Annotated in this window: 6 protein-coding genes; 4 read left to right on the forward strand and 2 right to left on the reverse strand. The window is 67.3% G+C overall.

The annotated features are described in order from the left end of the window. Window positions 1-6: 6 nt before the first annotated feature. Window positions 7-4,935: an NAD-glutamate dehydrogenase gene (locus tag BMZ38_RS09445; RefSeq protein WP_091336710.1), complete on the reverse strand. Its 4,929-nt coding sequence runs from the start codon at window positions 4,933-4,935 to the stop codon at window positions 7-9. A 446-nt stretch (window positions 4,936-5,381) separates the two neighbouring features. Here BMZ38_RS09445 and BMZ38_RS09450 point away from each other — a divergent pair, with 446 nt between their 5' ends. Further along, window positions 5,382-6,590, forward strand: coding sequence for an efflux RND transporter periplasmic adaptor subunit (locus tag BMZ38_RS09450; protein ID WP_091336712.1), 1,209 nt, complete (start codon window positions 5,382-5,384; stop codon window positions 6,588-6,590). 12 nt (window positions 6,591-6,602) lie between these two features. After that, window positions 6,603-9,782 carry a multidrug efflux RND transporter permease subunit gene (locus BMZ38_RS09455; RefSeq protein ID WP_091336715.1) on the forward strand — a complete coding sequence of 1,060 codons (3,180 nt, stop codon included), beginning with the start codon at window positions 6,603-6,605 and terminating at the stop codon, window positions 9,780-9,782. A gap of 232 nt (window positions 9,783-10,014) precedes the next feature. On the opposite strand, the gene BMZ38_RS09460 is transcribed toward BMZ38_RS09455, so the two are convergent. Next, window positions 10,015-11,175, reverse strand: a complete 1,161-nt coding sequence (locus BMZ38_RS09460; RefSeq protein WP_091336717.1) for an acyl-CoA dehydrogenase family protein — start codon at window positions 11,173-11,175, stop codon at window positions 10,015-10,017. Between the two features lie 201 nt (window positions 11,176-11,376). On the opposite strand from BMZ38_RS09460, the gene BMZ38_RS09465 reads away from it, so the two are divergent. Then, complete coding sequence (locus tag BMZ38_RS09465; protein WP_091336718.1) at window positions 11,377-12,303, forward strand: ArsR/SmtB family transcription factor; 927 nt, start codon at window positions 11,377-11,379, stop codon at window positions 12,301-12,303. Window positions 12,304-12,328: 25 nt separating this feature from the next. Then, complete coding sequence (locus BMZ38_RS09470) at window positions 12,329-13,408, forward strand: homocysteine S-methyltransferase family protein (RefSeq protein ID WP_091336720.1); 1,080 nt, start codon at window positions 12,329-12,331, stop codon at window positions 13,406-13,408. Window positions 13,409-13,492: the final 84 nt, after the last annotated feature.

Genomic DNA, 13,492 nt, shown 5'->3' on the forward strand with positions numbered 1-13,492 from the left:
CGTGCGTCACCCGACCGGCACCTGCGCCAGTTGCGCCAGGCGGCGGACGGCGACCGAGGCGATCGGATAGTCCGCGTTCTGGGTCAGGATCTCGGCGAGCATGCTGCGGGTGTAGTTGAGCGTGGGATCGTCGCGCTCCAGCCACGCCTGCACTGGCGAGAGGCCGTTGCTGCCACCGCCCAGGGACAGCACCTGCTGCGCCAGCGCGCGATGCTGGTGGTTGAGCTCGTCCAGCAGCGAGCCACGCGCCTGGGCATGCCAGTGGCCTTCCACCGGCAGTGCCTCGATCTGGCCGCGCAACCACTCCAGGTCGAGCACCTCGCCCAGTTCGTAGAACACGCTGGCGACGGTGGTGACCGGCTGGTCGCTCTGGCGTGCCACCTCGACCATGTCCAGCACCGCGCGCAATACCGGCATGCGGGCCAGCCGCACGGCCAGTTCGGCCGGGACGCCCAGGCCCTCCCACTTCTCGCAGCTGAGCTCGAAGTCGGCCTTGCCGGTTTCCGTCAGCACATGGGGCAGCGCCTTGCGCAACGCGCTGACGCCGGCCTGGTAGCGCTCGACATTGGCAGCGATGTCCAGGTTGCCACCGGGGCGATTGAGCAGCCAGCGGGTCATGTGGCGCAGCTGCGACCAGATCTGCATGATCGCGTCGATCTGGGTGTCCTCGGCCACCTTGCTGTCCAGCGCCTCGATCTCCGCCCACAGCTCGCGCGCGTCGAGGATCTCGCGCGCGGCGGTGTAAGCCTTGGCGATCGCCGCCGGACCCTGCCCGGTGTCCTCCTGCATGCGCAGCATGAAGGTAGCGCCCATGCGGTTGATCGTCGAGTTGGTCACCGCGGTGGCGATGATCTCGCGCTTCAGGCGGTGGCGCTGCATGTTGGCCGCGTACTTCTCGTGCAGCGGCTCAGGGAAGTAGCGCACCAGCTCCTTGGACAGATATGGATCTTCCGGCACGTCCGACTCGAGCAGTTGCTGGAACAGCTTGATCTTGTCGTAGGACAGCAGCACGGAAAGCTCCGGCCGGGTCATGCCCTGGTGGCGCGTCTTGCGCTCGGACAGCTCCGCATCGGAGGGCAGGTTCTCGACCTGGCGGTCGAGCAGGCCCTGCGCTTCCAGTTCGCGGATGAAGTGCGCCAACGAACCCAGCCGCTTGACCGACTGGTGCTCCATCAGGGTGATCGCCTGGTTCTGGCGGTAGTTGTCCCACAGCACCAGCTGCGCGACCTCGTCGGTCATCGCGGCCAGCTGCTTGTTGCGGCCTTCCTCGGTCAGCTCGCCGCGGCGCACGGCGTCGTTGAGCAGGATCTTGATGTTGACCTCGTGGTCGGAGGTGTCCACGCCGGCGGAGTTGTCGATGAAGTCGGTGTTCAGCAGCACGCCATGTTGCGCGGCCTCGATGCGGCCCTTCTGGGTGAAGCCCAGGTTGCCGCCCTCGCCCACCACCTTGCAGCGCAGGTCGGCGCCGTCGATGCGCAATGCGTTGTTCGCGCGGTCGCCGACGTCGGCGTTGGTCTCGTGCGAGGACTTCACGTACGTGCCGATGCCGCCGTTCCACAACAGGTCGACCGGGGCCTTCAGGATCGCGCTCATCAGCTCCGCGGGCGTCAGATGGGTGGCTTCACCCTTGATGCCCAGCGCCTCGCGCACCTGCGGCGAGACCGGAATCGATTTGAGGCTGCGGGCGTAGATGCCGCCACCCTCGGAGATAAGCGACTTGTCGTAGTCCTCCCAGCTCGAGCGTGGCAGCTTGAACATGCGCTGGCGCTCGGCGAAGGACCTGGCCGCATCCGGGTTCGGGTCGAGGAAGATGTGGCGGTGGTCGAACGCGGCCAGCAGGCGGATGTGCTCGGACAGCAGCATGCCGTTGCCGAACACGTCGCCGGACATGTCGCCGATACCGACGCAGGTGAAATCCTGCGTCTGCGAGTCGCGGCCCAGCGCACGGAAGTGGCGCTTGACCGATTCCCACGCACCCTTGGCGGTGATGCCCATGCCCTTGTGGTCGTAGCCGTTCGAGCCGCCGGAGGCAAACGCGTCGCCGAGCCAGAAGTTGTGCTCGATCGAGATCGCATTGGCGATGTCGGAGAACGTCGCCGTGCCCTTGTCCGCGGCAACGACCAGATACGGATCGTCCTGGTCATGGCGCACCACTTCGTGCGGCGGCACCACCTTGCCTTCGACCAGGTTGTCGGTGATGTCCAACAGGCCGTTGATGAACATCTTGTAGCAGGCGATGCCCTCAGCCAGCTGCGCGTCCCGGTCGCCGCCAGCCGGCGGGCGCTTGACGAAGAAGCCGCCCTTGGAACCGACCGGCACGATCACCGTGTTCTTGACCATCTGCGCCTTGACCAGGCCGAGCACCTCCGTGCGGAAGTCCTCGCGACGGTCCGACCAGCGCAGGCCGCCGCGCGCCACCGCGCCGAAACGCAGGTGGATGCCTTCCACGCGCGCCGCCGAGACGAAGATCTCGCGGTATGGCACCGGCTTGGGCAGCTCAGGCACCTTGTGAGAGTCGAACTTGTAGCTGATGTACGGACGGTAGGCGCCGTCCCATTGCTGGAAGAAGCTGGTGCGCAGGGTGGCGCGGATCACGCCCAGGAAGCTGCGCAGGATGCGATCGTCGTCCAGGCTGGCGACGTTCTCCAGCAGCGCCGCGACGGCGTCCTCGGTGACCGCGACCTGCTCGGCGCGCGGGCGCGAGAGCATCGCGACCAGGCCATCGACCAGGCCCGGCTGCGCGGACTGCACGTTGCCCGGGATCAGCACGCGCATTTCGGCGCTGAGCAATTCGCCGGCGGTCTTGAGCTTGTCCGCCGACAGGCTTTCACGATCGGGATCGAACTTGGCGTTGAACAGCTCCACCAGCAGGCCGGCGACCGCCGGGTAGCGGTTGAGCGCGTCCTCCATGTAGGCCTGCGAGAACGACACCCCGGTCTGCAGCAGGTATTTGCAGTAGCCGCGCAGCATGGCGACCTGGCGCCAGTTGAGCTTGGCACCGAGCACGAGGCGGTTGAAGCCATCGTTCTCCGCGTTGCCGCGCCAGATCTGCTCGAAGGCATCCTCGAACAGCTCGCCGACCTGTTCCACGGTAAAGGTGAGGTGGCCCACCGGCTGCACCTCGAAGTCCTGGATGAACAGCGGCGTGCCGCCCGTGCGCACGTCGTAGACGTGCTCGGTGAGCACGCGCAGGCCCAGGTTCTCCAGCTGAGGCAGCACTTCGGAAAGCGCGATGTCGCTGCCCGAACGGAACACCTTGAAGCGCAGCTCGTCCGGCCGTTGCGGCGGGTGGTAGAACGACATGCGCACGTCGTCGTCGCCTTCGAGCTGCGAGAGCTCTCGGACGTCCTCGGCCGCCACTTCCGGGCTCACCTCGTCGACGTAGCCGGCCGGCAGCGCCTTGACGTAGCGGTTGGCGAGTACCACGCCCTCGTGATCGCCGCGCGCGGCGACCAGCGCATCGCGCACGTCGTCGTGCCAGTTGCGCACGATCGCGGCCACCGATTGCTCCAGCGCGGCGCTGTCATAGCTGGCGCGGTCGCCGATCTTCGGACGCACCACCACGTGCAGGCGGGCCAGCGCGGTCTCGCCCATCAGCACGGCCGAATCCACGTACTCGCCGTGCAGCGCATCGCGCAGCAGGTTTTCGATGCGCTCGCGCACCGTGGTGTTGAAGCGCTCGCGGGGCACGTAGACCAGGCAGGTGTAGAAGCGGCCATAGCGGTCGCGGCGCACGAACAGGCGCGTGCGCGCACGCTGGCGCAGATCCAGGATGCCGCACGAGATGCCGAACAGCTCGTCCTCGCTGCTCTGGAACAGCTCGTCGCGCGGGAGCGTTTCCAGGATGTGCCGCAACGACTTGCCCGAGTACGAATCGCGCTTCAGGCCCGAACGGCACATCACCGCCTCGACCTTCTGGCGCACCAGCGGCACGTCCTGCGGACGGGCCATGTAGGCGTTGGAGGAGAACAGGCCCAGGAAGCGCTGCTCGGCGACCGGCTTGCCGTCGGCGTCGAAGCGCAGCACGCCGACGTAATCCATGTAGCCCGGGCGATGCACGTGCGAGCGGGCGTTCGTCTTGGTCAGGATGATTGCATCGGTGGAGCCCGACTGCGGCAGTTCGGAGGCGACCAGGCTGCGCAGCGAACGCGGCGCGACCGAGCGCTCGCTGCCGCGCAGGATGCCCAGGCCCGAGTCGTTGACGGCGCGCAACACTTCCTCGCCGTCGGCCTCGGTCACCTCGTATTCGCGGTAGCCCAGGAAGGTGAAGTTGTCGTCGGCCAGCCAGCGCAGGAAATCGGTGGCCTCGCCAACCGAGCGCTCGTCCATGCGCAACTTGCGCTGCGGCAGCTCGGCGGCGATCGCCAGGGCCTTGTCGCGCATGGCCGACCAGTCGTCCACTGCGGCGCGCACGTCTTCCAGCGCCGCTTCCACGCGCGCCTTCAGCACGGCCTGGGCGGCCTCGTCCGCGACGCGATCAACCTCGAAGTGCATCACCGATTCAGGCGCGCCGCCCTCGCCGAGGCGCTGCAGCTGGCCCTTGGCGTCGCGCGCGGCGTTGACGACGGGATGGATCACCGCGTGGATCTGCAGGTCGTCCGAGACCACCATACTGACGGTGTCGACCAGGAACGGCATGTCGTCGGTAACGACCTCGATGACGCTGCGTCCGGCATGGCCGCGCTCGGGGTTGAACACGCGCACCTTGGCGCGGCCCGGCTCGCGCTGCTGGATGAAATCGAGCAGCCCGGCGACGAGCGATGCCCATTCGGCCGGGGTGTGCAGGTCCACGTCGCTGTGCGCCATCCGCGCGAAGAAAGCACCGATAAAAAATTGCGCCTCATCAAGGCGCTGGGTCGGAAAGCCGCTGTTCTTCAGTTCCTCGAAAACAGCCGGGGGCACCGGGCTGTCGCTGGTCGCGCGAATGGCATTCATGGCATCTGCTTGTCAGTGGAAACGAAAGGTGCCCACGCTGGGGAGGCGTAAAGCCCGAAAAGGATACGCCTCGCGTCGGGGCGATTCCACCGACGAAGCCTGAAGCGGCGGGCGCTGGAGGGCGTTCCCGGGCCCGGGCGACACGGGCAGGCGCAGATCCTTGTCGATAACCGATACCGAGCTTCGTCGTTACCCGGGTATTGCCCGAATTAAAGATCCGTGGCGACCGCTTTGTTCACAACATTCCACAACGCGCAAGTCTTGGCTGGCACGGTTCGCAAAATGTAAACTCGACGGTATAGTTGCGCGCTTCCAGCCCGACGGTGCCCCGCCGCCGGCACGCCGAGTCACGACCATTGGCACTGGTCGGACACGGCAACCCTCGTATGCTCGCCGGCTTCCCCGCCCGGTCATCAAGAATCACGCCTCATAAGAATGGAGTTCCCATGAAGTCCACGACAACGCGCACCCTGGGCCTGTGCCTCGGCCTGCTCGCCCTGGCCGCCTGCGGCGGCAAGGGCCAGCCGCAGGGACAGCAGCAGATGCCGCCGCCGCAAGTGGGAGTGATCACGCTCAAGGCGCGGACCGTGCCGCTGACCAAGGACCTGGTCGGCCGCCTGTCCGCGTTTCGCAGCGCCGACGTGCGCGCCCGCGTACCCGGTGTGCTGCTCAAGCGCACCTACGAGGAAGGCACCGACGTCAAGAAGGGCCAGCTCCTGTTCCAGATCGACCCGGCCCCCCTGAAGGCTACGCTGGGCGCGTCCCAGGCGAGCCTGGCGCAGGCACAGGCCAGCTACACCAACGCCAAGGTCAACGCCAGCCGCGCCCGCGAGCTGGCGCCGAAGGGCTACGTCTCCAAGGCCGACCTGGACAACGCGCTGGCGGCCGAGCGCAGCGCCGCGGCGGCCGTGCAGCAGGCGCGCGCGTCGGTGCAGTCGGCGCAGATCAACCTCGGCTACGCCGACGTGCGCTCGCCGATCGACGGCCGCGCCGGCCAGCAGCAGGTGACCGAAGGCGCCCTGGTCGGCCAGGGCGAGGCGACCCTGCTCACCACCGTCGACCAGATCGACCCGCTGTACGTGAACTTCACCATGAGCGTGGCCGAGCTCGAACAGCTTCGCCAGGCGCAGGGCCAGGGCAACGTTTCGCTGGCCGGCAACGACAGCGCCCAGGTGCATGTCGCCTTGCCTGACGGCAGCGCGTACGGCCAGCCGGGCACCGTGGACTTCTCTTCCACCAACGTCGACCCTGCCACCGGTGCGGTGAAGCTGCGCGCGCGCCTGCCCAACCCCGAACACACCCTGCTGCCGGGCATGTACGTCACGCTCGAAGCCTCGCTGGGCCAGCGCCACAACGTGTTCGTGGTGCCGCAGGCGGCGGTACTGCGCGACACCGCCGGCGCCTACGTGTTCACCGTCGGCCCTGACAACAAGGTCGCCCGCAACGGCGTCACCACCAGCGCGATGCAGGGTGGCGACTGGGTGATCACCGACGGCCTGAAGGCCGGCGAGAAGGTGATCGTCTCGGGCGTGCAGAACGTCAAGGAAGGTGCTCCGGCCAATCCGTCCCCCTGGCAGCCTCCGGTGCCCGCGGGCAAGACGCCGGCTGCCGCCGCGAAGGCCCCTGCCGCCGCCGCGACCGCGCGCGGCAAGTAACGGAGCCGCGACATGCCGAGTTTCTTCATCGACCGCCCGATCTTCGCGTGGGTGGTGGCCATCCTGATCTCGCTGGGCGGGGTGCTGGCCATCCTTAACCTGGGCGTGGAGTCCTATCCCAACATCGCACCGCCCTCGGTGACGGTGAACGCCTCCTATCCCGGCGCCAGCGCCGAGACCACCGAGAAGGCAGTCACCCAGGTCATCGAGCAGCAGCTGACCGGCATCGATCACCTGCTGTACTTCTCCTCGTCTTCCAGCGCTAGCGGCCGCGCCAGCATCACGCTGACTTTCGAGAGCGGCACGGACCCGGACATCGCCCAGGTGCAGGTGCAGAACAAGGTTTCGCTGGCCACGCCGCGCCTGCCCTCCGAAGTGACCCAGCAGGGTGTGGTGGTGGCCAAGGCCAACTCAGGCTTCCTGATGGTGGTGGCACTCAAGTCCGACAACCCCAGCATCGACCGCGATCGCCTGAGCGACATCGTCGGCTCGCAGGTGCTCGACCAGATCGCCCGCGTGCCGGGCGTGGGCAGCACCAACCAGTTCGGCTCCGAGTACGCCATGCGCATCTGGCTCAACCCGGACAAGCTGCAGGGCTACAACCTCTCGGCCACGCAGGTGCTCGACGCGATCCGCGCGCAGAACGTGCAGTTTGCCGCCGGCTCGATCGGCGCCGACCCGGCCCTGCCCGGCCAGGGCTTCACTGCCACGGTGTCGACCGAGGGCCGCTTCACGAGCCCGGAGCAGTTCGCCGGCATCATCCTGCGCGCGAATCCCGATGGCACCACGGTCAAGCTTGGCGACGTGGCAAAGATCAGCTTCGGTCCGGGCAACTACGGTTTCGACACCACCGTCGACGGCAAGCCGATCGGTGCCTTCGCGATCCAGCTCCTGCCGGGCGCCAACGCACTGAACGTGGCCACCGCCGTGCGCAGCAAGATGGACGAGCTGGCGCCGAGCTTCCCCCCCGGCGTGAGCTGGTTCAGCCCGTACGACAGCACTGCGTTCGTGCGGATCTCCATCGACGAGGTGGTGCACACCCTGGTCGAGGCGATCGTCCTGGTGTTCCTGGTGATGCTGCTGTTCCTGCAGAACATCCGCGCCACCATCATCCCGACGCTGGTGATCCCGGTCGCTCTGCTGGGCACCTTCCTGGGCATGCTGGTGCTGGGCTTCACCATCAACCAGCTGACCCTGTTCGGCATGGTGCTGGCCATCGGCATCGTGGTCGATGACGCGATCGTGGTGATCGAGAACGTCGAACGCATCATGACCGAGGAGAACCTCCCGCCGAAGGAGGCAACGCGCAAGGCGATGGCGCAGATCACCGGAGCGGTGGTGGCGATCACCGTCGTGTTGACGGCGGTGTTCGTGCCTTCGGCGCTGCAGCCTGGCGCGTCGGGCATCATCTACAAGCAGTTCGCGCTGACCATCGCGGTGTCGATGGCGTTTTCGGCGTTCCTCGCGCTGTCGTTCACGCCGGCGTTGTGCGCCAGCTTCCTGCAGCCCGAGCACCACAAGAAGAAGAACGTCGTCTTCCGCAAGTTCAACCAGTTCTTCGAGTGGACCACCCGCACCTACACCGGCCACGTCGGCAGCGCCGTGCGGCACGCGCCGCGCTGGATGTTCGTGTTCGTGCTGGTCGCGGTGCTGGCCGGCTTCCTCTACACCCGTCTGCCCGGCAGCTTCCTGCCCGAAGAGGACCAGGGCTACGCGATGTCGGTGATCCAGCTGCCGCCGGGCGCCACCAAGCAGCGCACCGAAGAGGTGATGGGCCAGATGTTGAAGATCCTGAAGAAGGATCCGGCCGTGGACACCGTATTGCAGGTGGCCGGTTTCAGCTTCATCGGCTCGGGCGAGAACGCCGGCATGGCCTTCATCAAGCTCAAGGATTGGTCCGAGCGCGATGGCACTGCGGCGGACTTCATCCAGCGGGCGAACATGGCCCTGTTCCAGATCCATGACGCGCGCATCTTCGTGGTGAACATCCCCACCGTTCAGGGCCTGGGCCAGTTCGGCGGCTTCGACATGTACCTGCAGGACCGCGGTGGCGCCGGCCGTCAGGCGCTCACGCAGGCGCGCAACACGCTGCTGGGCAAGGCCAGCCAGGATCCGTTGCTGACCGGCGTGCGCCCGAACGCACTCGAGGACGCACCGCAGCTGCACCTGGACGTGGACCGCGTGCAGGCGCAGTCGATGGGCCTGTCGGTGGGTGACATCTACAACGCGGTCGGCCTGATGCTGGCGCCGGTGTACGTCAACGACTTCACCTACGGCGGCCGTGTCAAGCGCGTGATCATGCAGGCCGATGCGCCCTATCGCATGGGCCCGGACGCGCTGCAGCACTTCTTTACCCCCAGCAGCACGCAGACCACCGCCGCGGGTACGCCGGAGATGATCCCGCTGTCCAACGTGGTGCACGCGGATTGGCAGATGGGCTCGCCCTCGCTGACCCGCTACAACGGTTACGCAGCGGTCGAGATCGTCGGCTCGCCGGCACCGGGGCATGCCTCGGGCGAGGCCATGGCCGAGATGGAGAAGATCGTCACCAGCGACCTGCCGCAGGGCTACGGCTTCGACTGGACCGGCCAGTCCTATCAGGAGATCCTTTCCGGCAACGCCGCCACGCTGCTGATGGTGCTGTCGATCGTGATCGTGTTCCTGGCGCTGGCGGCGCTGTACGAGAGCTGGTCGATCCCGGTCTCGGTGCTGCTGGTGCTGCCGCTGGGCCTGCTCGGCGCGGTGGTGTTCACGCTGCTGCGTGGGCTGCCCAACGACATCTACTTCAAGATCGGCCTGATCACGGTGATCGGCCTGGCGGCGAAGAACGCGATCCTGATCGTGGAATTCGCGGTGGAGCAGCAGGCTCATGGCAAGACGCTGCGCGAAGGCGTGGTCGAGGCGTCCCGCCTGCGCCTGCGTCCGATCCTGATGACCTCGCTGGCGTTCATCCTGGGCGTGTTCCCGCTGTTCATCTCCTCAGGCGCCGGCGCCAACGCGCGCCACGCGATCGGCACCGGCGTCATCGGCGGCATGCTGTTCGCCACGTTCCTGGGCGTGCTGCTGATCCCGGTGTTCTACGTGGTAGTGCGTCGGTTGCTCGGCGACAAGCTCGATGGTGACGGTCCGGCGCAGTCGGGAATCGGCCATGGGCCGCATACGTTCGACTCGGACCCACGTCGCGGGCAGTAGCGCCATCCTGCTCCCTCTCCCCCGTTACTTATCCATGATGGGGGAGAGGCTGGGGTGAGGGATCGGGGGGCTGGCCCCGGACCCAAAGAAAAAGCCCGGGCACAGCCCGGGCTTTCGTTATCCGAAAATGTCTGCTGTACAGCGATGCTTCGAAGGGTTCGTCAGCAAGCTCTGGAAGCGTTCCCGCGAGCCCCGTCCCCCTCGCCCCGGAAGGGAGAAGGAGCGAGAAAGCTCAACGCAGGCCGGTCTCGTTGCGCGCGATCACGATGCGCTGGATCTCGCTGGTGCCTTCGTAGATCTCGGTGATCTTGGCGTCACGGAAGTAGCGCTCCAGCGGCATTTCCTTGGAGTAGCCCATGCCGCCGTGGATCTGCACCGCCTGATGGCTGATCCACATCGCCGCCTCGGACGCAGTCAGCTTGGCGATTGCCGCCTCGGTGCCGAAGCGCCCGCCGTTCTTCTCCGTCTCGCCCTTGGCCCAGGCCGCGCGCAAGGTCAGCAGCGTGGCCGCGTCCAACCTGCACTTCATGTCCGCGATCTTGGCCTGGGTCATCTGGAACGTGCCAATCGGCGCACCGAAGGCCTTGCGGTCCCTCGACCACTGCAGCGTGGCCTCGTAGGCGGCGCGCGCGATGCCCACTGCCTGCGAGGCGATGCCGATGCGGCCGGCGTCGAGCACGCCCATGGCGATGGCGAAACCCTTGCCTTCCTGCCCCAGCATGTTCTCCTTCGGGCAGACGTAGTCGTTGAACTCGATCTCGCAGGTCGCCGACGCGCGGATGCCGAGCTTCGGCTCTGTCTTGCCGGCGTGGAAGCCCGGCCGCTTGGTGTCGATGATGAATGCCGACACGCCCTTGGCGCCGATCCCGGGCGTGGTGATCGCGAACAGCACGATGTAGCGCGCGACAGGGCCGGAAGTGATCCAGCTCTTCTTGCCGTTGATCACCCAATCGCCGTCGGCGTTCTTCGTCGCACGCGTGTGCATGGCCGAGGCGTCGGAGCCCGACTGCGGCTCGGTCAGCGCGTAGGCGCCGATGGCTTCGCCCGAGGCGATGGCACGCACATAGGTCTGCTTCTGCTCCTCCGTGCCGTGCTTGAGGATGCCGTTGCAGAACAGTGAATTGTTGACCGACATGATGGTCGAGGTGGCGGCGTCCGCCGCAGCGATTTCGACCATCGCCAGCACGTAGGCGATCGGGTCCATGCCGGCACCGCCGTATTCGGTCGGAACCTCGATGCCCATCAGGCCGAGCTGCCCCATCTCCTGGATGTTCTGCAGCGGAAATTCGCCCTTGGCATCCAGCTCCGCGGCCACCGGCGCGATGCGCTTTTGCGCGAAATCGCGGGCGATCGACTGGATCGAGAGCTGGTCTTCGGTGAAACGGAAATCCATGGGCGGCTCCAAGACTTGGCGAAGCCCGCTAGTTTAGCCGAACGGCATGCGCCCCCGTAGGGCAAGCTCCAGCTCACCGCCCCCGAGGCCGCACCAGCACTGGCGGCTGAAGCCTCGGCGGATCTCGTGCACCCCCACCCTTGACGCCCGCGACCCTGCCGCCTAGCCTATCCATCTTCGCATCGCGATAAAGGGATGAAAATGGATCTGGCGACCGCCTCGGGCGTCCTGCGCCTGTTGGCCGATCCCACCCGCGTGCGCCTGCTGGCCCTGCTGGAGCGCGAGGAGCTGACCGTGGCCGAGCTGGCCCAGGTGCTGCACCTGGCTCAGCCGCGCGTGTCCACGCACCTGGCCAAGCTCAAGGAAGCCGAGCTGGTGCGCGACCGCCGCGCCGGCGTATCGGCCTACTACCGCGCCAACAACGAGGGCGACTCGCACCGGCATGCGCTGCTGCACTCGCTGCGCGAGAGCATCGACGACGCGTTGCTGCGCGAGGATGCCGCACGCCTGCCGGCGGTGCTGGCCAACCGTGCACGCGAGGAGGGCTGGGCCGATACCGTCGCCGGCGACATGGAACGCCACTACTCGCCGGGCCGCACCTGGGAAACCCTCGCCCGGTCGCTGCTGCAGCTGCTGGAAACCGGCGACGTGCTGGACATCGCCTCGGGGGACGGCATCACGGCCGAGCTGCTGGCGCCGCACGCGCGCTCGATCGTCTGCGTAGATTCCAGCGAGCGCGTGGTGGCCGCTGCCGCCCAGCGTCTGCGCGCGTTCGGCAACGTGGAGGTGCGCCAGGGCGACATGCACGCGCTGGACCTCGGCAAGCGCCGCTTCGACCTGGTGCTGATGCTGCATGCGCTGACCTACGCCGAGCGCCCCGCGCAGGCCGTGGCCGAAGCCGCACGCCTGCTGCGCAGCGGCGGCCGGCTGCTCGCCGTGACGCTGGGCAAGCATGCCCATCGCACCGCAGTCGAACCGTTCGACCACCGAAACCTGGGCTTTACCCGTGAAGACCTGTCCCGCTTCGCCACCGACGCCGGTCTCACCGTGTCCAGCTGCGTCCGCTTAAGCCGCGAACGCAAGGCGCCGCACTTCGAAGTGATCAGCCTGCTGGCGCGCAAACCGTAAGCCGAAAGATTCCGAGAGAAACGACATGAGCACCCTGCCCTGGCTCCATCCCGACCGCGTCACCCTCCTCGAGCAGGCGCTGCGCGAGCGCATCCTGATCCTCGATGGTGCCATGGGCACCATGCTGCAGGGACACGCGCTGGACGAGTCCGGCTTCCGCGGCGAGCGCTTCGCACACGGCCACGACGGCCATCATGAGCACGCCCATCCCGGCGGCTGCGACCTGAAGGGCAACAACGACCTGCTCTCGCTCACCCGTCCGGAGCTGATCCGCGGCGTGCACCAGGCCTACCTGGACGCCGGCGCCGACCTGGTCGAGACCAATACCTTCAACTCCACCCGCATCAGCCAGGCCGATTACCACCTCGAGCACCTCGCATACGAACTCAACCTGGAAGGCGCGCGACTGGCCCGCGCCGCGTGCGACGCGTATGGCGCCAAGACACCGGACAAACCGCGCTTCGCCATCGGCGTGCTGGGGCCGACCAGCCGCACCGCCTCGCTGTCGCCTGACGTCAACGACCCCGGCTTCCGCAACGTCACCTTCGAGGAACTGGCCGCCAACTACCGCGAATCGGCGGCAGGCCTGATCGACGGCGGTGCGGACGTCGTGATGGTCGAGACGATCTTCGACACGCTCAATGCCAAGGCTGCGCTGTTCGCCCTTTCCGAGCTGTTCCGCGAGCGCGGCGCGCGCGTGCCGGTGATGATTTCCGGCACCATCACCGACCGCTCCGGCCGCACGCTCTCGGGTCAGACTGCCGAGGCCTTCTATTACTCCGTCGCCCACGCCCGCCCGCTGGCCGTGGGCCTGAACTGCGCACTGGGCGCCGCCGACCTGCGCCCGCACGTGCAGACCCTGGCCGACATCGCCGACTGCTACGTCAGCACGCATCCGAACGCCGGCCTGCCCAACGCCTTCGCCGAATACGACGAGACGCCCGAGCAGATGGCCAGCGTGATTGCCGGTTTCGCCCGCGATGGGCTGTTGAACCTCGTCGGCGGTTGCTGCGGTACCACGCCGGCGCACATCGCGGCGATCGCCGAGGCTGTTCGCTACTGTGCACCCCGAAGACTGCCGGATACCTCGCGGGAAGCCGCGTGAGCACCTCCGATCCGCTCCCTCTCCCCTCGGGGGCTGGAGTGAGGGGCCACGCTGGCGATAGCCGAACATCAAGGCCGGCTCCTT

Origin of the sequence: Frateuria terrea, assembly GCF_900115705.1 — a bacterium.
In the GTDB taxonomy this organism is placed as follows: domain Bacteria; phylum Pseudomonadota; class Gammaproteobacteria; order Xanthomonadales; family Rhodanobacteraceae; genus Frateuria_A; species Frateuria_A terrea.

What these genes read in the sequence shown, in the direction of transcription:
- BMZ38_RS09460 (WP_091336717.1), bottom strand. Translation starts at nt 11,175, where the DNA reads ATGGATTTCCGTTTCACCGAAGACCAGCTCTCGATCCAGTCGATCGCC.
- BMZ38_RS09445 (WP_091336710.1), bottom strand. Translation starts at nt 4,935, where the DNA reads ATGAATGCCATTCGCGCGACCAGCGACAGCCCGGTGCCCCCGGCTGTT.
- BMZ38_RS09470 (WP_091336720.1), top strand. Translation starts at nt 12,329, where the DNA reads ATGAGCACCCTGCCCTGGCTCCATCCCGACCGCGTCACCCTCCTCGAG.
- BMZ38_RS09450 (WP_091336712.1), top strand. Translation starts at nt 5,382, where the DNA reads ATGAAGTCCACGACAACGCGCACCCTGGGCCTGTGCCTCGGCCTGCTC.
- BMZ38_RS09465 (WP_091336718.1), top strand. Translation starts at nt 11,377, where the DNA reads ATGGATCTGGCGACCGCCTCGGGCGTCCTGCGCCTGTTGGCCGATCCC.
- BMZ38_RS09455 (WP_091336715.1), top strand. Translation starts at nt 6,603, where the DNA reads ATGCCGAGTTTCTTCATCGACCGCCCGATCTTCGCGTGGGTGGTGGCC.